This window comes from Kitasatospora sp. GP82 (genome assembly GCF_029892105.1).
In the GTDB taxonomy this organism is placed as follows: domain Bacteria; phylum Actinomycetota; class Actinomycetes; order Streptomycetales; family Streptomycetaceae; genus Kitasatospora.
Genome location: NZ_JARZAJ010000018.1, coordinates 43,231 through 64,234 on the forward strand (window position 1 = coordinate 43,231; position 21,004 = coordinate 64,234).

The following is a 21,004-nucleotide window of genomic DNA, read 5'->3' on the forward strand; positions in this document are numbered from 1 at the left end:
TCAGTGTGCGGCTGTCTCCCAGTTGGCGCCGAGGCCGACCGAGACGTCGAGCGGGGCGCGCAGCGGGTAGGCGCCCGCCATCTGCTCGCGGACGATCTTCTCGACCGGAGTGCGCTCGCCCGGGGCCAGCTCCAGGACGATTTCGTCGTGCACCTGGAGCAGCATCCGGGACTTGAGCTTCGCCGTGCGCAGTGCCTCGTCGACCCGGAGCATCGCGATCTTGACGATGTCGGCGGCCGAGCCCTGGATCGGGGCGTTGAGCGCCATCCGCTCCGCCATCTCGCGGCGCTGGCGGTTGTCGCTGGTGAGGTCGGGCAGATAGCGGCGGCGGCCGAGCAGGGTCTCGGTGTAGCCGGTGGCGCGGGCCTCCTCGACGACGCGGCGCAGGTAGTCGCGGACGCCGCCGAACCGCTCGAAGTAGGTGTCCATCAGGCCCTGGGCCTCGGCGGGCTTGACGCCGAGCTGCTGCGAGAGGCCGTACGCGGAGAGCCCGTACGCCAGGCCGTAGGACATCGCCTTGATCTTGCGGCGCATCTCGGCGTCGACCGCGCCCGGGGCTACCTCGAAGACCTGGGAGGCGACGGTGGTGTGCAGGTCCTCGCCAGTGGCGAAGGCTTCGATCAGGGCCTCGTCCTCGGAGAGGTGGGCCATGATGCGCAGCTCGATCTGCGAGTAGTCGGCGGTGAGCAGTGCCTCGTAGCCCTCGCCGACCACGAAGGCGCGGCGGATCTGGCGGCCCTCCTCGGTGCGGACGGGAATGTTCTGCAGGTTCGGGTCCTGCGAGGAGAGGCGTCCGGTGGCGGCGACCATCTGGTTGAAGGTGGTGTGGATCCGGCCCTGCGGGGAGACCGTCTTGAGCAGGCCCTCGACGGTGGTGCGCAGCTTGGCCTGGTCGCGGTGGCGGAGCAGGATGACCGGCAGCTCGTTGGTGGTCTGGGTGGCGAGCCAGGTCAGCGCGTCGGCGTCGGTGGTGTAGCCGGTCTTGATCTTCTTGGTCTTGGGCAGGCCGAGCTCGCCGAAGAGGATCTCCTGGAGCTGCTTGGGCGAGCCGAGGTTGAAGGGGTGCCCGGCGGCGGCGTGCGCCTCGTCGACGCAGCGCTGGATCTCGGCGGCGAACTGCGACTCGATGGTGGTGAGCCAGGCGCGGTCGGCGGCGATGCCGGTGCGCTCCATCCGGGCGAGCAGCTCGGCGATGGGCAGTTCCATCTCGTGCATCAGCTTGTCGGCGCCGACCTGGGTGAGCCGGGTCTCGAAGTAGGCGGCGAGGTCGAGGACGGCGCGGGCCTGGGTCATCAGGGCCTGGGCGCCGGCGGTCGGGTCGTGCTCGGGCGCGTCGAAGGAGAGTTGGCCGCTCTCGGCGACGGCGGCGGGGGCGAGCGAACGGGCGAGGTACTCCTCGGCGAGGACGTCGAGGGTGAAGGTGCGGCGGCCCGGCTTGTCGAGGTAGGCGGCGAGGGCGGTATCTGCGGTGACACCCGCGATCTGCCAGCCCTGCTCGGCGAAGGCGCGCATGACCTGCTTGGCGATGTGCAGCGCCTTGGGGTGCTCGGCGTCCGCCAGCCAGGCGGCGAAGGCGCGTTCGTCGGCCTCGGCCAGCTGGGCCGGGTCGAACCAGGCCGCGTCCTCGCCACAGGCCAGGGCGATCTCCTGGACGCGGCCGGTGCCGAGCGCCCATTCGTAGACGGCGGCGACGGCGATCAGGCCCTTGCTGTGCGCCTCGAGCCAGCCGGCCAGTGCACCGGCCTCGGTGAGCACCTCGCCCTCGACGGCGACACCGGGGGCTGCTGCCGGCTCGGCGGCCTCCTCGGCGCCGCCCGGGTCGACGCCGTAGACGCGCTCGCGGAAGTTGGGGTTGCGGAACTCCAGCGCCTCCAGGATCTCGCCGACGGCGCCCTTGTCGAACGGCTCACGGGCCAGGTCGGCCACGCCGAGTGGCAGCTCGACGTCACGGACCAGCTCGGTGAGCACCCGGTTGCGCCTGACGGAGTCGAGGTGCTCGCGCAGCTTCTCGCCGATCTTGCCCTTGACCTCGTCGGCGCGGGCGACCAACTCCTCGAAGGAGCCGAACTGGTTGACCCACTTCGCGGCCGTCTTCTCGCCGACGCCGGGGATACCGGGCAGGTTGTCGGACGGGTCGCCGCGCAGCGCGGCAAGGTCCGGGTACTGGCTGGGAGTTACGCCGTACTTCTCGGCGACCTTCTCGGGGGTGTAGCGGGTGAGCTCGGAGACGCCCTTGGTCGGGTAGAGCACGGTGACGTGCTCGTTGACCAGTTGGAGCGAGTCGCGGTCGCCGGTGACGATCAGCACCTCGAAGCCCTCGGCCGCGGCGGCGGTGGCGAGGGTGGCGATGATGTCGTCCGCCTCGAAGTTCTCGACGGACATCCGGGAGATCTTCATCGCGTCGAGCAGCTCGTGGATCAGGCCGATCTGGCTCTTGAACTCGTCGGGCGTCTTGGCGCGGTTGGCCTTGTAGTCGGGGAACTCCTCTGAGCGGAAGGTCTTCCTGGAGAGGTCGAAGGCGACGGCGAGGTGGGTGGGCTGCTCGTCCCGCACCGTGTTGGCGAGCATCGAGGCGAAGCCGTACACCGCGTTGGTGGACTGGCCGGTGGAGGTACTGAAGTTCTCCACGGGCAGGGCGAACCACGCCCGGTAGGCCATCGAATGCCCGTCGAGCAGCATCAGCCGGGGCCGCTGACCCGAACCGGCGCCACCCGACGCACTCTTCCCTGCACTCTGCGTAGCCACGTCAACGTCCGTTCCTGCCGATTCCACTACTCGCCCACCGATCCTATGGCCCGCCGCCGACAACGCCCGCGAGTACGCGCACGGCGGCCTCCGTCGGCGGGCGGACCGGTCGTACGATCACAAGCAGCACGACGCACGACACCAAGTACGAGCAGCACGACGATGTGACCCTCGAACGGTAGGAGCACCATGACCGACGCGGCCCCGGTTCTCAAAGTCCCGCAGGACGTTCTCGACCACTTCGCAAAACTGGGCGTCGACGCGTCCACCTTCACCGGCGGCCACCTCGGCGACCGGCTCGGCATCCGGGTCGTGGAGGCGTCCGGGGACCGGGTGGTCGGCACCATGCCGGTCGAGGGCAACCAGCAGCCGTACGGTCTGCTGCACGGCGGCGCCTCGGCGGCGCTGGCGGAGACGCTCGGCTCGATCGGGGCGATGCTGCACGCCGGACCCGGCCGGTACGCGGTGGGCGTGGACCTGAACGCCACCCACCACCGCTCGGCCACCTCGGGCCTGGTGACGGGCGTGGCGACGGCCGTCTTCAAGGGCCGCACTGCGGCGACGTACGAGATCGCGATCACCGACGACACCGGGAAGCGGATCACCAGCTGCCGGCTCACCTGCATGCTGCGCGACCTGTAGCGCGCACGCCCCTCCGAGGCAGGCCGTCAGGGGCGCGGGGCTCCGCTTGGTCAACCGCGTGCGAGAGTCGGGAGGCGACTTGGGCCAGCCGGGCCCGGTGGGCCACTTGCACCTCGTGAACTCCCGGTGGGGCAGTGCAAGTTACTCACCAGAGGATCGGTGCGGCCTGGAATCCTCCGTTTCGCGCACGCAGTTGATCGAGCAGAGCCCCGCGCCCCTGCAAGGTTCACCCTTGCCCCTCAAAGGCTCCCGGGTCGAGGAAGCCCAACTCCCCTTGCTCGCCTGCCTCGTGTGGCGCTGGAGCCCCGCAGGTCCTTGACCGTCTCTTTGTTTGAGGCCCGTACCCGGTGGGCAGTCCTTCGCCAGACGAGGGGGCTTCGGCATGTCCGGCACTGGGCACGGCAACGGTCGATCGTTGAACGATCTGGTTGAGGCGACGACACATCAACCAGGTGCGACTGCTTGCCCGTCGGCGGCAGGGCGCGGCCTCCGCCGGCCCGATCAGGCAGCCAACTCCCCTCCGCGCGACGCGGACGACAGCTCCCCTGATGCAACACTGCGTAATCAGTGCGCAATCCAGGCGCCCGGCCGGATTCCGGCGGGCCGATACGCCAGAGGTCGATCCGGAAACCTCCATTCGGCCTGCTCCGACTCCGGTTTTCGGACGTCGGTGCCTGCTCAGGCCGCCCAGGACGTGGACGTCCCAGTTCCGAACTGCCTTGTGGCCGACCGGGTTTCAGGTCACTCGACCCGGCGCCGCCGCGCCGCGGCCCACGACTCGCAATCCCCGATCGAGCGGAATTGATCGGAATGCGAGACCGCTTCGACAGGCTCCGATAACAAGAGAATCACAGCCTGTCCGCCCCCCTGCCCGAGTCGTCGAACGCGCTCTAGAGTCACGGCCAGTCACCGCGCCGACGGATTGAGCCCGGCCCCAGCGCGCGACCCGGCGCCCCGCCATGTCCGGCCGGGCGCCCCCCGCAGAAAGGGAACTTTCGTGCGTAATCGTTCAATGATTGTCCTGAGCATCGCAGTCGTGGGAGCGCTCACCGTCTCGGCCTGTGGCTCACGTGACAGCAAGAAGGGCGGCTCGGACGGCTCCGGAGCGGGCACCACCGTCGTCATCGGCGTCGACGCCCCGCTCACCGGCGACCTCTCCGCCATCGGCATCGGCATCAAGAACTCCGTGGACCTGGCCGTCAGGACGGCCAACGCCACCAACGAAGTCCCCGGCGTCAAGTTCGAGATCAAGGCCCTGGACGACACCGCCAAGCCCGCCCCCGGCCAGCAGAACGCCACCCAGCTGGTCGCCGACAAGAACGTCCTCGGCGTCGTCGGACCGCTCAACTCCAGTGTGGCGCAGTCGATGCAACAGATCTTCAACGACGCCAACCTGGTCGAGATATCCCCCGCCAACACCGGCGTCGCCCTGACCCAGGGTGAGAAGTGGGCGAGCGGCACCAAGGTCCGTCCGTTCAAGACCTATTTCCGCACCGCCACCACCGACGCCGTCCAAGGCCCCTTCGCCGCCCAGTACCTGTACAACGACGCCAAGAAGACCAAGGTCTTCCTGATCGACGACCAGAAGACCTACGGGGCCGGCCTCGCCTCCACCTTCAAGGGCGAGTTCACCAAACTCGGCGGCACCGTCATCGGAGAGGAGCACATCAACCCCGACGACCGCGACTTCAGCGCGATTGCCACCAAGGTCAAGAACTCCGGCGCCGAGGCCATCTACTACGGCGGTGAGTACCCCGCCGCAGGCCCCCTCTCGCTCCAGGTCAAGGACGCCGGTGCCAACATCCCGGTGATGGGCGGCGACGGCATGCAGAGCGCCGACTTCATCAAGCTCAACCCCAAGAGCCAGGGCGACCTGGCCACCGCCGTCGGCCTCTCGGTCGAGAAGCTGCCCTCCGCCGCCAAGTTCATCGCCGACTACGCCGCCGCCGGCTACAAGGACCCCTACGAGACCTACGGCGGCTACTCCTACGACAGCGCCTGGGCCATCATCCAGGGCATCAAGGCCGTCGCCGCCGCCAACAACGGCAAGCTCCCCGGCGACGCCCGCGCCAAGGTCGTCGACGCCGTCCAGAAGGTCGGTTTCGCGGGCGTCTCCGGCACCGTCTCCTTCGACGAGTTCGGCGACACCACCAACAAGCAGCTCACCGTCTACAAGGTCCAGGACGGCAAGTGGGCGGTGGAGAAGTCCGGCACCTTCACCGGCTGACCCCCGGGCTCAGGCCCCGAACCACCAGCGCGGGGGCCAGGGCCCGTTGCAGAGGTCCCGCCGGGCGCGCGGCCCCTGCAGCAGCAGGCCTGTGACGCGCCCCCGCGCACCCACATCCACCCGTACCCCGCGTACCCCGTACAACGGAGGCCGAGCGGTGAACGAACTACCGCAGCAGCTGGCCAACGGCCTGATCCTGGGAGCCCTCTACGGGCTCGTCGCGATCGGCTACACGATGGTCTACGGCATCGTCCAGCTCATCAACTTCGCCCACGGCGAGATCTTCATGGTGGGCGGCTTCGGGGCCCTCACCGCCTACCTCGCCCTGCCCGGCGGTACCACCCTCTGGCTCGCCGTCCCGCTCATGCTGGCCGCCGGAATCACCGTCTCCACCCTGGTCGCCGTCGGCGCCGAACGCTTCGCCTACCGGCCGCTGCGGGGCGCACCCCGGCTCGCCCCGCTGATCACCGCGATCGGCCTGTCGATCGTGCTCCAGCAACTCGTCTTCTCCTTCTACCCCGACGCCAAGAAGGCCAAGGTCTTCCCCAAGATCCCCGGCGACGCCTTCCAGGTCCTCGGCATGACCATCCAGCGCAGCGACCTCTTCCTGATCGTCGCCGCCCCCGTCTGCATGATCATCCTCGGCTGGTTCGTCAACCGCACCCGCTCCGGGCGCGCCATGCAGGCCACCAGCCAGGACCCGGACACCGCAAAGCTGATGGGCATCGACACCGACCGGATCATCGTGCTCGCCTTCGCCATCGGCGCCGCCTTCGCCGCCGTCGCCGCCGTCGCCTACGGACTGCGCACCGGCCAGGTCGACTTCCGGATGGGCTTCATCCTCGGACTGAAGGCCTTCACCGCCGCCGTCCTCGGCGGCATCGGCAACATCTACGGCGCCATGGTCGGCGGCCTCGTCCTCGGCCTCGCCGAAGGGCTCGCCACCGCCTACATCCAGCACCTGCCCGGGATGCACCTCTTCGGCGGCGGCGCCTGGAAGGACGTCTGGGCCTTCGTACTCCTCATCGTCGTACTGCTCGCCCGGCCCCAGGGCCTGCTCGGCGAGCGCGTCGCGGACAGGGCGTGACCACCGTGAGAAGCACCGAGACCACCCCGGTCGTGCCCATCCCTAGCGGCCCGGCCCGCATCCTCACCGCCGCCGGAGCCACCGGCACCGCCGCCTCCGCCTTCCTCGCCTGGACCTGGACCTCCGGCTTCCCCGGCGACCTCACCGTCTACGGCTACCCCGGCGGCCTCCAGTGGCTCACCCTCGCCGGCGCCCTGATCACCCTCCTCCTCACCCTCGCCTCCTACCACCTGCCGGGACTGCGCTGGACCAGCCCCAGCGGCGGCAACAACGGCATCCTGTACGCCGCCCTCGGCGCCGCCGCCACCACCTGGTTCACCCTGATCGCCATCTCCGCCGAACTCGGGGGCCTGGCCAACCTGGAGCCCGGCGGCTGGGCCGCCGGCGCCACCTCGCTCATCACCCTCCTCGGCGCCCTCGGCCTGCCGCTGGACCGTCATCCGCGCGGCGCCGGACAGGGCATCACCCGCTACCTGGGCCTGCGCCTGGCCAAGGTCGAGCGCCCGCTCCCGCCTGTGCGCGAACTCCCCTCCCCGATCGAGGTCCTGCTCATCGTCGTGGCCTTCGCCACCGGGCTGTACGCGATCACCTTCGGCCTCGACACCGACTACGGCGAACTGTTCACCGCCTATCTGCTGCTGGCCGGATTCACCGTGGCCGCACTCACCAAGTCCGGCCTCGTCACCCGGCTGCGCGCGCTGGCCGTCAAGCACCGAACGGTCACCACCGGCGCCGCCTTCGCCGCAGCCGCCGCCTTCCCCTTCACCCAGAGCAGCGACCAGTACACCTCGGTCGCCACCAACATCCTGATCTTCGCCACCGTCGCCCTCGGCCTGAACATCGTGGTCGGCCTCGCCGGACTGCTCGACCTCGGCTACGTCGCCTTTCTCGGTGTGGGCGCCTACGCCGCCGCCCTGGTCTCCGGCTCGCCCGCCTCCCCGATCCACGTCCACTTCCCCTTCTGGGCGGCGATGTTGACGGGCGCAGCGGTGTCCATCGTGTTCGGTGTACTGATCGGCGCCCCCACCCTGCGGCTGCGCGGCGACTACCTCGCCATCGTCACCCTGGGCTTCGGCGAGATCTTCCGCATCACCATGAACAACCTCAACGGCACCACCGGGCCCAAGGTCACCAACGGCGCCAACGGCATCCCCCGCATCCCCGACCTGGTGAGCCCCGGCTTCACCATCCGCGGCCTGCACATCCCCGCCTTCGACTTCGGCCGGAAGCACAGCATCGGCGGCCTCGAACTCGGCCGCTTCTCCAACTACTACCTGCTGATGCTGCTGGTCACCGCCTTCGTCGTGCTGGTCTTCGCCCGGGTCGGCAACTCCCGGATCGGCCGCGCCTGGATCGCCATCCGCGAGGACGAGACCGCCGCCGAGGCCATGGGCATCAACGGCTTCCGCCTCAAACTCCTCGCCTTCGCCCTCGGTGCCTGCATGGCAGGCCTCGCAGGCACCGTCCAGGCCCACGTCAGCTACACCGTCACCCCCGACCAGTACACCTTCGCCGAAGCCCTGCCGCCCAACTCCGCCTTCCTGCTCGCCGCCGTCATCCTCGGCGGCATGGGCACCATCAGCGGCCCACTGGTCGGCGCCACCCTCCTGTTCCTCATCCCGAAGAAACTGGAGTTCCTCTCCGACTACCAGCTGCTCGCCTTCGGCCTCGCGCTGATCGTCCTGATGCGGGTCCGCCCGGAGGGCCTGATCCCCAACCGGCGCCGGCAGCTCGAATTCCACGAGGCGGACATCCCCGACCAGGCCGCCTCCCCGGAGACCGCCCTCACCAAGGCAGGGGCGTGAACAGCCGGATGACCACCACCACCCTGCTGGACGTCCGGGGCGTCACCATGCGCTTCGGCGGCCTCACCGCCGTCAACCAGGTCGACCTCACCGTCGGCCAGGGCGAGATCATCGGCCTCATCGGCCCCAACGGCGCCGGCAAGACCACCTTCTTCAACTGCCTCACCGGCCTCTACGTCCCGACCGAAGGCACCGTCAGCTACCGGGGCACCATCCTGCCGCCCAAGCCCCACCTGGTCACCCGGGCCGGGATCGCCCGCACCTTCCAGAACATCCGCCTGTTCGCCAATATGACCGTGCTGGAGAACGTCCTGGTCGGGCGGCACACCCGCACCAGGGAGGGCCTCCTCTCCGCCGTCCTGCGCGGCCCCGGCTACCGCCGCGCCGAGGCCGAGAGCCGCGAAAAGGCCATGGAACTCCTGGAGTTCACCGGCCTCGCGGCCAAGGCCGACCACCTCTCCCGCAACCTCCCCTACGGCGAGCAGCGCAAGCTGGAGATCGCCCGGGCCCTGGCCAGCGACCCGGGACTGCTGCTGCTGGACGAACCCACCGCCGGAATGAACCCCCAGGAGACCCGCGCCGCAGAGGAGTTGGTCTTCGCCATCCGGGACAGGGGCATCTCCGTCCTGGTCATCGAGCACGACATGCGGTTCATCTTCAACCTCTGCGACCGCACCGCCGTCCTCGTCCAGGGCCAGAAGATCGTCGAGGGCGACCGGGAGACCGTCCAGAGCGACGAACGCGTCATCACCGCCTACCTCGGCGCCCCGTTCGACGGCACCGGCAGCACCGCCTCGGAGGCAGAGAAGTGACAGCCCTGCTCGAAGTCCAGGACCTCCGCGTCGCCTACGGGAAGATCGAGGCCGTCAAGGGCATCAGCTTCACCGTCGACCGGGGCGAGGTCACCACCCTGATCGGCACCAACGGCGCCGGCAAGACCACCACCCTGCGCACCATCTCCGGCCTACTCAGACCGACCGGCGGAGGAATCACCTTCGACGGGCAGGACCTTGGCAGCGTCCCCGCCCACAGAATCGTTTCTCTCGGCCTCGCCCACTCCCCCGAGGGACGCCACATCTTCCCCCGGATGACCATCGAGGAGAACCTCCTCCTCGGCGCCTTCCTCCGCCGCGACCCGGCAGGCATCGCCGAGGACGTCGAACGTGCCTGCACCCTCTTCCCCGTCCTCGGCGAACGACGCCGACAGGCCGCAGGCACCCTCTCCGGCGGCGAACAGCAGATGCTCGCCATGGGACGGGCCCTGATGTCCCGGCCCAAACTGCTGATGCTGGACGAGCCCTCGATGGGGCTCTCCCCGCTGATGATGCAGAAGATCATGGCCACCATCGTCGAACTCAAGTCCACCGGCACCACCATCCTGCTGGTCGAGCAGAACGCACAGGCCGCGCTCTCCCTCTCCGACCGCAGCTACGTCATGGAGACCGGCCGGATCGTCCTCACCGGAACGGGCGCCGACCTCCTCCACAACGAGTCCGTCCGCAAGGCCTACCTCGGCGAGGAGTGAACGCCGAAGGCCCGGCCGCTGCGGAGCGGCCGGGCCTTCGTCACACCTGTCTCAGCCCTCGGACTGGGCCTCCTCGGCCTTCTTCCTGTCCTGGGCGATGCCCTCCTCGATGACGGCCTCGGCCACCGCCGCCATCGTCATCCGGCGGTCCATCGACGTCTTCTGGATCCAGCGGAACGCAGCCGGCTCGTTCAGCCCGAACTTCGTCTGCAGCACGCTCTTCGCCCGGTCCACCAGCTTGCGGGTCTCCAACCGCTGGGTCAGGTCCGCGATCTCGCCCTCGAGCGCCCGCAGCTCCGTGTACCGGGAGACCGCCATCTCGATCGCCGGGACGAGATCACTCTTGCTGAACGGCTTCACGATGTACGCCATCGCCCCGGCGTCCCGGGCCCGGTCGACCAGCTCGCGCTGCGAGAACGCGGTCAGCATCAGCACCGGCGCCAGGTGCGCCTCGTGGATCCGCTCGGCCGCCGACAGCCCGTCCAGGATCGGCATCTTCACATCGAGGATCGCCAGATCCGGCCTCAGCTCCTCGACCAGCCGAACCGCCGTCTCCCCGTCCCCGGCCTCGCCTACGACGGTGTAGCCCTCCTCCTCCAACATCTCCTTGAGGTCGAGACGGATCAACGTCTCGTCCTCGGCGATCACAATTCGGGTGATCTGGGGCGAGTCGGTCTCAAGCGCCTGGGGCTGCTCGTCGGCGGTGCTCACGTGGCTCCTCGTTCGGGCGGGGTACTGCATGCACGAGCCTACCTAGACACGGTATGTTGGTCTTACGCAGGGCGGGCAACCGCCTTCGAAATGTAGGCCCCGATAGCCCAATCGGCAGCAGGCAATGGTCTCAAACACCATACAGTGTGGGTTCGAATCCCACTCGGGGCACAACACCTTCAATTCGAAGGCACTGTTCGACCAGCGGAGATCTTCATCACTTCGAGTGCATATCTTCGTTTTCTCGCACACTGAGACGGTCACCCGTCGGACCTCGCCAGCATGTACGACCAGGCGACGCGCGAACACGCCGTAGCACTGCACCGATCCGGCCCGACCTTCAGCGAAGTGAGCCGCTCGACGGGCGTCTCCCGCTTCGCGATCCGCGAGTGGACCTCTCGCATCACACCGAGCTCGCGCATGACCGCCATCGTCCTCACGTCGTGGCGGCAGCGCATCGTGGATGCACATCCCTGGGAGTTGCTCCGCGGGCTGATCCACTCCGACGGCTGTCGGATCACCAACTGGGCCACCAGGGCCGTGGGCGGCGTGCTGAAGCGCTACGAGTACCCGAGGTACTTCTTCACCGACACGTCCACCGATATCGTCCGCATCCTCACCGGCGCCCTGGAAGCCGTCGGCGTGGAGTGGAAGGCGGTCAACCGGCCCAGCGGGGCCGTCAACGTCTCCATCGCCCGCCGTGCCTCCGTCGCGCTGATGGACGCGCACATCGGGCCCAAGCACTGACGACGGCGCAGCCGGCTCTCCCAGGAGCGGCTGCGCCGTTTCAAGCGCCCGGGTCAGTTGTCGAGTTCGCCGACGTGGTGGACGCGGACGAGGTTGGTGGAGCCGGCCAGGCCGGGGGGTGACCCTGCGGTGATGACGACGATGTCGCCGCGCTGGCAGCGGCCGAGGCTGAGCAGCTGGGCGTCGACCTGGGCGACCATTTCGTCGGTGGTCTGGACGAAGGGGCCGAGGAAGGTCTCCACGCCCCAGGTGAGGGCGAGTTGGCTGCGGACGGCCGGTTCGTAGGTGAAGGCGAGGACGGGGATGGGCGAGCGGTAGCGGGTGAGCCGACGGGCGGTGTCGCCGCTCTGGGTGAAGGCGATGAGGTACTTGGCGCCGAGGAAGTCGCCGATCTCGGCGGCGGCGCGGGCGACGGCTCCGCCCTGGGTGCGGGGCTTGCTGCGTTCGGTCAGTGGTGGGAGCCCGGCGGTGAGGATGTCGTCCTCGACGGCTTCGATGATGCGGGCCATGGTCTTGACGGTCTCGACGGGGTACTTGCCGACGGAGGTCTCACCGGAGAGCATGACCGCGTCGGTGCCGTCCACCACGGCGTTGGCGACGTCGGAGGCTTCGGCGCGGGTGGGCCGGGAGGCGTGGATCATCGAGTCGAGCATCTGGGTGGCGACGATGACCGGCTTGGCGTTGCGCTTGGCGAGCTTGATGGCGCGCTTCTGGACGATCGGTACCTGTTCCAGCGGCATTTCGACGCCGAGGTCGCCGCGGGCGACCATGATGCCGTCGAAGGCGTCGACGATGGCTTCGAGGTTCTCGACGGCCTGCGGCTTCTCGATCTTGGCGATGACGGGGAGGTAGCGGCCCTCCTCGGCCATGATGCGGTGGACGTCCTCGATGTCGCGGCCGCTGCGGACGAAGGAGAGGGCGATGATGTCGGCGCCGGTCCGCAGGGCCCAGCGCAGGTCGGCGACGTCCTTGTCGCTGAGTGCGGGCACGGAGACGGCGACCTGAGGCAGGTTGAGGCCCTTGTGGTCGGAGACGAGGCCGCCTTCGATGACGATGCAGTGGACGCGCGGGCCGTCGACGTGGGTGACTTCGAGGCAGACCCGGCCGTCGTCCACCAGGATGCGTTCGCCGCGTGAGACGTCGGCGGCGAGGCCCTTGTAGGTGGTGCCGCAGATCTCGCGGTCGCCGATCACCCCGTCCTCGACCGAGATGGTGAACTCGTCGCCGCGTTCAAGGAGTACGGGTCCGTCGGCGAAGGTGTCGAGTCGGATCTTCGGGCCTTGGAGGTCGACGAGGACGCCGATGCTGCGTCCCGACTCGTCGGAGGCTTTGCGGACCCGCCGGTAGCGTTCTTCGTGCTCCAGCTGGGTGCCGTGGCTGAGGTTGAACCGGGCGACATCCATGCCGGCTTCGACCAGGGTCTTGATCTGGTCGTAGGAGTCGGCAGCGGGCCCGAGGGTACAGACGATTTTTGCTCGGCGCATGACTTAAGAGCGTAGGCATTACCGGCGCGTAACAACGACGTTCCGGCGGACTGCCCCATGGACGTTGGTGAACGATTCGGTTAACTCTCGAAGAGAGCTGACGCGATGTGACATCCACTCTGTCATACCCGAGTTGACGCATCTGGCCCTAGCTGCCGATGCCGTTCCGCGAAGGTCTGTTCACCTCCGGTTCACCGAGCGGTCGGGCAGCGATCCGGCGGCGGCGGGAACCTCGGGGGGCCGGGGGATCCGGAACGGCCGGGCCTGGGGGAAGGGTTGGCGATGAGACGTGCCGGGGGCGTGCTGGCGGCCGTGCTGCTGGTGGGGGTGGCCTTCGCGATCTGCTACCACCCCGACCGGACCGTCACGGTGCGGGCCCTGATCGGTTCGGAGAAGGCCGAGTTCTTCAACGACCCGGCTGTGACGGCCGAGTTGGACAAGCGCGGCTTCAAGGTCGTGCCGGACACCACCGGTTCGTGGTCGATGACCAGTACGAATCTGGACGGCTACGGCCTTGCCTTCCCGGCCAGCCTGCCACCGGCCGAGGAGATCCGGAAGCAGCACAACATCTCCACCGAGCCGGTGCGGCCCTTCTACTCGCCGCTGGTGGTCGTGGCGCACGCCCCGGTGGCACGGGGACGTTCGACGGGGGACCTGGTGGTGCTCTATCCGGATACCACCGTTTCGAGTGACCACACGGCGATCGGTTTGACCCCGGACGGGGACAGGCTGGCCCAACTGCTCCGGGACGACGAGAAGCTGCGCTCCCTGGAGGCCCGCTTCGGTTTCCGCCCGCAGGCCGACCCGGGCGCCTTCACCGCCGCGCTGGACGGCCGCCCGAGTACGGCGGTCTTCGTCCGGGAAGCTGTCGTACGGGATGGCGGATGCCTCGCGGTCGAACTCGGGGTTCTCCACACTGGTGGCGGTGGCCTCGGCCTTCTCGGGGGCTTCTGCCGCGCCGACCGATGCGGATGTGGCCCAGGCTTCGCCGTCGTTGCAGCGCTTCTTCGCGGGGCAGCGGCTGACGTCGGGTCCTCGGACTGGCTGGCGCAGGCGTACCGGAACCAGCTGCGTCGGCCGTCCCGGACGGTGTACGTGCCGGACACCTCGGGGTCGACGGCGGGTTCCCGGCTGGATGCGCTAAAGGGGGCGCTGTCGCGGCTGACGGGTACGGACGACACCCGGGCGGTGCGGCGGTTCAGGGACCGGGAGGAGGTGACGCTGATCTCGTTCGCCTCGACGGTGAAGTCGGTGCGGGTGCATGCGGTGCCGCCGTCCGCGCCCGAGGCGGAGCCGGCGTCGATCAGGGCGGATGTGCAGGGGTGCTGACGGCGGAGGTGGACCGGTTGCTCAAGACCGACCGGCAATAGGGAGCGCGGGTCGAGGAGGTGGAGCGGCTCACTGGGTAGGCCCCGCGTCACGTGGGAGTGTGCAACTTCTCACTTGTTGGACATGTCGGGGGGGCTGTTCGCCGGGGTGTTTACCCGGCAGACTTCTACGCGCGTTTCTCTACGCGCGTCGCAACCCTGACGGTCCGTCTGCCCCACGTTGGAGTCGTCCATGCCCCTGAATCGTCGTGACTTCGTCGCCCGCTCGGCCGCGACCGCCGCCGGCGCGGCCCTCGTCGGCGGCGTCTCCCTCGCCACTGCCGCTCCTGCCGCGGCGAGCGAGACCCCGGACCAGGCGGACCTCAGGAGGCCGCCGCTGAAGCAGACCTTCACCGTGATGGGCACCAGCGACATGCACGGCCGGGTGCTCAACTGGGACTACTTCACCGATGCCGAGTACGACGACGCGGCGCACAACGACGTCGGCCTGGCCAAGATCTCCACCCTGGTCAAGCAGATCCGGGAGCAGAAGGGCCGCCACCGCACCCTGCTGATCGACGCGGGCGACATCATCCAGGGAACCCAACTCACGTACTACTACGCCCGGGTGGAGCCGATCACCGGCAAGGCCCGGCCCAAGCACCCGATGGCCGAGGCGATGAACGCCATCGGCTACGACGCCGCCGCGCTCGGCAACCACGAGTTCAACTACGGCATCCCGACCGTCAAGGCGTTCGAGGAGCAGCTCCACTTCCCGCTGCTGGGCGCCAACGCGCTGCACGCCAAGAACGAGAAGCCCGCCTTCCCGCCGTACGTCATCAAGGAGCTGCACCTGGGGCACGGCCGTCCGCTGCGGGTGGGCATCCTGGGTCTGACCAACCCCGGGATCGCGATCTGGGACAAGGCCAATGTCGCCGGGCAGATGGTCTTCCCCGGGATCGTGGAGATGGCCGCGAAGTACGTGCCGCGGATGAAGGCGGCGGGCGCCGACGTGGTCGTGGTCGCCGCGCACTCGGGCATCGACGAGCCCACCACCTACGGCGACCAGCTGCCCTGGCCCGAGGACGCCTCCGGTGAGATGGCCGAGACCGTGCCGGGCATCGACGCGGTGCTGGTGGGCCACACCCACAAGGAGGTGGCGCAGCGGCTGATCGTCAACAAGAAGACCGGGAAGACGGTCGTGCTCTCGGAGCCGCTCTGCTGGGCGCAGCGGCTGTCCTGCTTCGACTTCGAGGTGGAGTTCACCAAGGGTCAGTGGCACGTCACTTCGGTCAGCTCGCGGGTGCTGAACTCCAACGCGGTCGCGGAGGACCCGAAGATCGTCAAGCTGATCAACGCCCAGCACAAGAAGGTGGTGGCGTACGTCAACCAGACGATCGGCACCTGCAAGGCCCAGCTGTCGATCGCCGAGGCCCGGTTCAAGGACGTACCGATCATCGACCTGATCGGCCGGGTGCAGGCGGACACGGTCAAGGCGGCGCTGGCCGGTACCGCGTACGCCAAGCTGCCGGTGCTCGCCCAGGCCGCGCCGTTCAACCGCACCGCGCTGATCCCGGCGGGCACCGTCAAACTGCGGGACGCGGCGGGGCTGTACATCTACGAGAACACCCTGGAGGCCCGCATACTGACGGGTGCCCAGATCAAGGACTACCTGGAGTACTCGATGAAGTACTTCGCCCAGCTGGCCCCGGGCGACCAGGTCAACCTGGACACCCTCACCAACCAGCAGAACACCCCGGACTACAACTTCGATTCGGTGTACGGGGTTTCGTACGACATCGACATCAGCAAGCCGGTCGGCTCGCGGATCGTCAACCTCTCGTACGAGGGCAAGGCGATCGACGCGGCGGCGCAGTTCGTCCTCGCGGTCAACAACTACCGGGCGAACGGCGGCGGCAACTTCCCGCACGTGGCCTCGGCCAAGCAGGTCTGGACGAACTCGGACGAGATCCGCAACTCCATGATCGCCTGGGTGAAGGCCAAGGGCGTCATCGACCCGGCGGACTTCGCCGCCGTGAACTGGCGTCTGGTGCGCGCCGGGGTGCCGCTGTTCCAGTAAGCGCTCAAGGAGCTCCGGTCGGCGGCACTGCTTCCCGCAGCAGTGCCGCCGATTCGCGTTCCGCACCAGACCCGCGGCACGGTCGGTGCCGAAGGGTTGCGGGCTCGCTAGCCTGAGGGACCGTCAAGCAGTTGCAGCACCACGGGAGGCCCAGCCGATGTCCACCGACCTCACCACCGAACGGCTGACCATACGCAGGTGGCGGCTCGAAGACCGCGAGCGCGCCTTCGACCTGTACTCCAGGACCGAGGTGACGCGGTGGCTGGGCCGCAGCCGCACCCTGGAGCAGCTGTCGGAGGCGGACGCACTGATCGAGCGCTTCCGGGCGCGTTCGGCGGACCCCCGCTTCGGCGTCTGGGCGGTCGAGCGGCGGGACACCGGCGTGGTGGCAGGCTCCGTCCTGCTGGTGCCGATCCCGGACGGCGACGGCGAGATCGAGGTCGGCTGGCACTTCCACCCTGACTCCTGCGGCCATGGCTACGCCACCGAGGCGGCACGCGCGGCGGTCGCCAAGGGCTTTGCCGACGGCCTGCCCGAGATCTACGCGGTGACCCACCCGGACAACCGCGCTTCCCAGGCCGTCTGCCTCCGCCTCGGCATGGCCCCGCTGGGCCGCACCACCCGCTGGTACGACGCCGAGCTGGAGGCGTTCCGCATTCCCCGCCCGAGCTGACGGCCTGAGCCGCGGCTGCCGTTCCACCGGCCTCGGTTCCGACTCCGCGTCATGCCGTGTGCGCGCCGCCTGGACGGAACGCCCGTTGGGTCGCAATGATCGAAATGAGGCGAATCACCCAATTCAGAGCGGGAGGTGTCCTGGTGGCCGCTGCCGGATTGTCGTTCGATGTGGTGAGCATCGAGAAACCGGATGACGTCAATGTGATCATCGGCCAGTCGCATTTCATCAAGACCGTGGAGGACCTGCACGAGGCACTGGTCGGGGTCAGCCCGCACCTGCGCTTCGGCCTCGCCTTCTGCGAGGCCTCCGGCGCCTGCCTGGTGCGCAGGTCCGGCAACGACGACGCACTGGTACGGCTGGCGGTCACCAATGCGCAGGCGATCGGCGCCGGACACTCCTTCGTGATCCTGCTGCGCGAGGGATACCCGGTCAACGTCCTCAACTCCGTCAAGGCCGTGCCCGAGGTCTGCGGCATCTTCTGTGCGACCGCCAACCCCGTCGATGTCCTGCTGGCCGCCACCGAGCGGGGCCGCGGGGTTGTCGGGGTGATCGACGGCGTACCGCCGGTCGGTGTCGAGACCGAGGCCGACGCCGCAGACCGGCACCGGCTGCTGCGTCAGATCGGCTACAAGCTCTGAAGCCCCGCAGGCTCTGAAGTCCCGCGGCGTTCGGTGCTCCTGGGCACCACGGGCACGCTTCGGCCGTGCCGCACGTCGATAGGCTTCGGCGGTGGCTGCCGGCAACTGGCAGCGGCCCCGTGCGGGCTTCAGCGGACGTCGAGAGCGACAGGCACGATGAGAGATCGCGGCGGGACACGGACGAGTGCCCCGGGCACCGCCCGGCAGGAGCCCACCCACCACCCAGCCGTCCGCGTGCTGTCACGCCTCCCGCTGACGACGGCGTACGTGGTGCTGCTGACGGCGGTGGCCTGGTGGCTCTCGAACCAGAGCAGGGCCGAGCGGGCACGTTTCGTCCGGCACAACAGCAGCAATGTGCACCACATGCAGGTCGGCAAGTGGTGGACGCTCTTCACCAGCGGTCTTGTGGTCGACGGAGTGCCCGCCTGGGCCGGCATCGCGGCGGTCGCCGTCGCGGTCGGGCTGGCCGAGTGGCGCTGGGGGGCCGCCCGCGCCGGTGCGGTCTTCGTCGTCGGGCACCTGGGCGCCACCCTCCTCACCGAGGGCGCCATGTGGGTGATGATCACCACCCACATTCCGGGTGCGCTGTCCCGTGCTCGTGACGTCGGGATCAGCTACGGCCTGGTCGCCACCGTCGGCGCTCTGTTCGCACTCGGCCCGGCCCCGCTCAGGCGTTACGGCCTGCCCGCTCTTGCGCTGCTGCTGGCCACCGCCTGGGCACTGGACCAGGAACTGGCCGACGCCGGCCACCTCATCGCTCTCGGTCTCGGCGTCCTGGTCTCCAGGTCACGCCGGCTGCGCGATCACCCGTACCGGGGCGCACCGCTGACGAAGACGGCCTGAACAACGCGAGGCTCTCCATTTCTGACCACGGGTCAGAAATTGCCCGCCCTCGGGCTTCCCCTCTCGGGGGATAAAACGACCCAATACCGCCGAGAGCAGTCGAAATGCGCTTTTCCGGGCCCGACGGGGGCAATTCAGGATCCGGAGATTCCAGTCCGCGAAGCCGTTCGATGGGGCGTCAACAAGCTGCTAATCTCAGCCGCCTCAACCCGACGCCGCCGCAGCTTCCGCTGCGCCGGCCGGTATTCGACGAAGGACAGGGAACTGATGGCAATTCGCCGGGCCAAGCAGAAGGCTCAGGTCATCGAGAAGCTCAGCCAGGTAGCGCCACCCGGCGAAACCTTCATCGCATGTGTGCACGTCGAGACCGGCCCGAGCCCGTGGCTGAATGCGATCTTCGACGAGATCCCGCTGGTCGGGCTCGCCGTGGCGCTGACCCGGAAGTTCTACTTCCTGACGCTCACCAACACCTCGGTCGTGGTGAACACCGCCAGCCGCTGGACCAACCGTCCGGGCGAGGTCGTCGCCGTGTACCCGCGCAGCGCGTTCCCGGTGAGCAACGTCAAGCGCGGCACGGTGTGGAGCGTGATGTACCTGCTCTTCCCCGGCCACCAGAACCCGACCCGGCTGAATCTCCACCGCTACTGGCGGGGCGAGTTCGACCAGCTCTCGGCCGCGTTCCCGGTCGGCGCCGTCCCGGCCCAGCAGGGCGCGGGCGTCCAGGTCTGACGGCCGCCGGAAGATGCCGTCGGCCTTCACGACCTCGTTGGGTCGTGAAGGCCGACGGCGGTCCGGCCCCGGGCATCGGCCGGGCGGGTCTAGAACGGGAAGCGGCTGCGCCCGTGCTGGATGGAGATCCACTTCACGGTGGTGAAAGCCTCCACCGTGGCCTCGCCGTTGAGCCGCCCGACACCCGAGCTCTTCTCGCCGCCGAACGGGACGATCGCCTCGTCGTGGATGGTCCCGTCATTGATGTGGATCATGCCCGTCTCGATCCGCTTGGCCAGCTTCACCCCGCGCTCGACGTCCGCGGTGTGGACCGCCCCGCTGAGCCCGAACGGCGTGTCGTTGGCGATCCGTACCGCCTCCTCCTCGCCGTCGAAGGGCACCACCAGGACGACCGGGCCGAACAGCTCCCGGCGCAGGATCTCCGACTGGTCCGCCACGTCCGTGAGCACCACCGGCTCCATCAGGGTGCCCGCGGTGGAGCCGCGCAGCAGGACGGTCGCCCCCTGGGCGACGGCCTGGTCCACCTGGGCGTTGATGGCCTCCGCCTGGGCACTGTTGATCAGCGGGCCGAGCTGGGTCTGCGGATCCTGCGGGTCGCCGACCTTCAGGGTGCGGATCTTGCGCACGAACCGCTCGGTGAACTCGTCCGCCACACTGCGGTCGACCAGCACCCGGTTCGCCGCCATGCAGACCTGCCCCTGGTGGGCGAAGCGGCTGAACACGGCGGCGTCGACGGCGTAGTCCAGATCGGCGTCGTCCAGCACGATCAGGGCGCTGTTGCCGCCCAACTCCAGCACCGTCCGCTTGAAGTGGCCCGCGGCCACCTGCGCGACGTGCCGGCCCACGGTGTCCGAGCCGGTGAACGCGATCACCTTGGGCACCGGGTGCTCCAGGAAGGCATCGCCGATCTCCGCGACATCGGTGAGCAGGACGTTCAGCAGGCCGCCGGGCAGCCCGGCCTCCTCGAAGATCCTGGCGATCAGGGTGCCGCCGGTGACCGGAGCCTCCTGGTGCGGCTTGAGCACCACGCCGTTGCCGAGCGCGAGCGCGGGGGCAACCGCCTTGAGCGAGAGGAACAGCGGGAAGTTGAACGGGCTGATCACCCCGACCACGCCCACCGGAAGCCGGTAGAGCCGGTTCTCCTTGCCGTCCACCGGTGAGGGCAGGATCCGGCCCTCGGCCCGCAGCGACAGCTGCATGCACTCGCGGAGCATGTCCTTGGAGAGCGAGAGCTCGAACGCGGCCTTGAGCCGGGTGCCGCCGAGCTCGGCGACGATCGCCTCGGTGATCTCCTGCTCGCGGTCCTCGATGATCCGCAGGGCCCGCTCGAAGACCAGCCGCCTGGTGTACGGGTTCAGCTGCCCCCAGGAGCGCTGCGCGCGCTCGGCCGCCCGGTACGCCTGGTCGACCTCCTTGCCCGTCGCCACGGTGAAGGAGGCCAGCTTCTCCCCGTTGTAGGGATTGAGGTCGACGATGTCCCATGAACCGCTGCCGGTCTGCCACCGGCCGTCGATGTACTGCCGCGACAGTTCAGAGAAGTAGGACATCCGACACCTTCCACCGGGGCACGCGACAGCCCGTGCCGCGACCTGACGAACAGTCATCCTACTGGCGGGTCAACTTTTCTGAGGAAAAACTCATAACAGCTGAACAGGAGCGCACCCCGCCCTGCCCGCTCCCCGACCGGCTGGGGGCAGCACAACGGCGCCTGCCCCCAACTGGTCGGGGAGTGGGCAGGCGCCGTCTGGACCGCATGTG

The 21,004-nt window shown here is 68.9% G+C and carries 16 protein-coding genes, 1 tRNA gene and 1 pseudogene; 14 read left to right on the plus strand and 4 right to left on the minus strand.

Translation table 11 applies throughout. From position 1 onward, the window contains the following. Positions 1–2,679 (minus strand): DNA polymerase I, encoded by a 2,679-nt coding sequence (gene polA, locus P3T39_RS20345; RefSeq protein ID WP_280700006.1) that lies wholly within the window; start codon positions 2,677–2,679, stop codon positions 1–3. Positions 2,680–2,934: 255 nt separating this feature from the next. On the opposite strand from polA, the gene P3T39_RS20350 reads away from it, so the two are divergent. The 6 genes from P3T39_RS20350 (at position 2,935) to P3T39_RS20375 (ending at position 10,031) form a co-directional block, all read left to right on the plus strand. Continuing rightward, the gene (locus tag P3T39_RS20350; RefSeq protein WP_280699780.1) at positions 2,935–3,387 is read left to right on the plus strand and encodes a hotdog fold thioesterase; all 453 of its coding nucleotides are present in this window, start codon (positions 2,935–2,937) and stop codon (positions 3,385–3,387) included. 997 nt (positions 3,388–4,384) lie between these two features. Further along, positions 4,385–5,614, plus strand: coding sequence for a branched-chain amino acid ABC transporter substrate-binding protein (locus tag P3T39_RS20355; RefSeq protein WP_280699785.1), 1,230 nt, complete (start codon positions 4,385–4,387; stop codon positions 5,612–5,614). Positions 5,615–5,771: 157 nt separating this feature from the next. After that, a complete protein-coding gene (locus P3T39_RS20360; protein WP_280699787.1) occupies positions 5,772–6,701 on the plus strand; it encodes a branched-chain amino acid ABC transporter permease in 930 nt (309 codons plus the stop codon). Between the two features lie 38 nt (positions 6,702–6,739). Further along, positions 6,740–8,506: a branched-chain amino acid ABC transporter permease gene (locus tag P3T39_RS20365; RefSeq protein WP_280700007.1), complete on the plus strand. Its 1,767-nt coding sequence runs from the start codon at positions 6,740–6,742 to the stop codon at positions 8,504–8,506. Positions 8,507–8,514: 8 nt separating this feature from the next. Beyond that, entirely contained in the window at positions 8,515–9,318 is an 804-nt protein-coding gene (locus tag P3T39_RS20370) for an ABC transporter ATP-binding protein (protein ID WP_280699789.1), read from the plus strand. Beyond that, on the plus strand, positions 9,315–10,031 hold the full coding sequence (locus P3T39_RS20375; RefSeq protein WP_280699791.1) for an ABC transporter ATP-binding protein: 717 nt from the start codon (positions 9,315–9,317) through the stop codon (positions 10,029–10,031). Before P3T39_RS20370 ends, P3T39_RS20375 begins: the two co-directional genes overlap by 4 nt. A gap of 51 nt (positions 10,032–10,082) precedes the next feature. Here P3T39_RS20375 and P3T39_RS20380 read toward each other — a convergent pair whose 3' ends face one another. Further along, entirely contained in the window at positions 10,083–10,742 is a 660-nt protein-coding gene (locus P3T39_RS20380; RefSeq protein ID WP_280699793.1) for a response regulator, read from the minus strand. A 96-nt stretch (positions 10,743–10,838) separates the two neighbouring features. Between P3T39_RS20380 and P3T39_RS20385 the strand changes: the two genes are divergently transcribed. Next, positions 10,839–10,913 (plus strand) — tRNA-Leu (locus tag P3T39_RS20385). Positions 10,914–11,024: 111 nt separating this feature from the next. Next, entirely contained in the window at positions 11,025–11,489 is a 465-nt protein-coding gene (locus P3T39_RS20390) for a hypothetical protein (protein WP_280699795.1), read from the plus strand. 53 nt (positions 11,490–11,542) lie between these two features. On the opposite strand, the gene pyk is transcribed toward P3T39_RS20390, so the two are convergent. Next, complete coding sequence (pyk, locus tag P3T39_RS20395) at positions 11,543–12,973, minus strand: pyruvate kinase (protein ID WP_280699798.1); 1,431 nt, start codon at positions 12,971–12,973, stop codon at positions 11,543–11,545. A gap of 853 nt (positions 12,974–13,826) precedes the next feature. Here pyk and P3T39_RS20400 point away from each other — a divergent pair. The 6 genes and pseudogenes from P3T39_RS20400 to P3T39_RS20425 form a co-directional block, all read left to right on the plus strand. Next, a pseudogene (locus P3T39_RS20400) lies at positions 13,827–14,287 on the plus strand (hypothetical protein); the annotation flags it as partial. A 246-nt stretch (positions 14,288–14,533) separates the two neighbouring features. After that, positions 14,534–16,360, plus strand: coding sequence for a 5'-nucleotidase C-terminal domain-containing protein (locus P3T39_RS20405; RefSeq protein WP_280699801.1), 1,827 nt, complete (start codon positions 14,534–14,536; stop codon positions 16,358–16,360). A gap of 157 nt (positions 16,361–16,517) precedes the next feature. Beyond that, complete coding sequence (locus P3T39_RS20410; protein WP_280699803.1) at positions 16,518–17,033, plus strand: GNAT family N-acetyltransferase; 516 nt, start codon at positions 16,518–16,520, stop codon at positions 17,031–17,033. 143 nt (positions 17,034–17,176) lie between these two features. Continuing rightward, the gene (locus tag P3T39_RS20415) at positions 17,177–17,674 is read left to right on the plus strand and encodes an adenosine-specific kinase (RefSeq protein ID WP_280699805.1); all 498 of its coding nucleotides are present in this window, start codon (positions 17,177–17,179) and stop codon (positions 17,672–17,674) included. 234 nt (positions 17,675–17,908) lie between these two features. Then, complete coding sequence (locus tag P3T39_RS20420; protein ID WP_280699807.1) at positions 17,909–18,517, plus strand: rhomboid-like protein; 609 nt, start codon at positions 17,909–17,911, stop codon at positions 18,515–18,517. A 267-nt stretch (positions 18,518–18,784) separates the two neighbouring features. Then, entirely contained in the window at positions 18,785–19,246 is a 462-nt protein-coding gene (locus tag P3T39_RS20425) for a hypothetical protein (RefSeq protein WP_280699809.1), read from the plus strand. 89 nt (positions 19,247–19,335) lie between these two features. On the opposite strand, the gene P3T39_RS20430 is transcribed toward P3T39_RS20425, so the two are convergent. Next, entirely contained in the window at positions 19,336–20,793 is a 1,458-nt protein-coding gene (locus P3T39_RS20430) for an aldehyde dehydrogenase family protein (RefSeq protein WP_280699811.1), read from the minus strand. Positions 20,794–21,004 lie beyond the last annotated feature (211 nt).

Coding starts and splice junctions, on each gene's coding strand:
- polA (WP_280700006.1), bottom strand. CDS start 2,679: ATGCTGCTCGACGGGCATTCGATGGCCTACCGGGCGTGGTTCGCCCTG.
- P3T39_RS20425 (WP_280699809.1), top strand. CDS start 18,785: ATGGCAATTCGCCGGGCCAAGCAGAAGGCTCAGGTCATCGAGAAGCTC.
- P3T39_RS20430 (WP_280699811.1), bottom strand. CDS start 20,793: ATGTCCTACTTCTCTGAACTGTCGCGGCAGTACATCGACGGCCGGTGG.
- P3T39_RS20405 (WP_280699801.1), top strand. CDS start 14,534: ATGCCCCTGAATCGTCGTGACTTCGTCGCCCGCTCGGCCGCGACCGCC.
- P3T39_RS20390 (WP_280699795.1), top strand. CDS start 11,025: ATGTACGACCAGGCGACGCGCGAACACGCCGTAGCACTGCACCGATCC.
- P3T39_RS20370 (WP_280699789.1), top strand. CDS start 8,515: ATGACCACCACCACCCTGCTGGACGTCCGGGGCGTCACCATGCGCTTC.
- pyk (WP_280699798.1), bottom strand. CDS start 12,973: ATGCGCCGAGCAAAAATCGTCTGTACCCTCGGGCCCGCTGCCGACTCC.
- P3T39_RS20350 (WP_280699780.1), top strand. CDS start 2,935: ATGACCGACGCGGCCCCGGTTCTCAAAGTCCCGCAGGACGTTCTCGAC.
- P3T39_RS20410 (WP_280699803.1), top strand. CDS start 16,518: ATGTCCACCGACCTCACCACCGAACGGCTGACCATACGCAGGTGGCGG.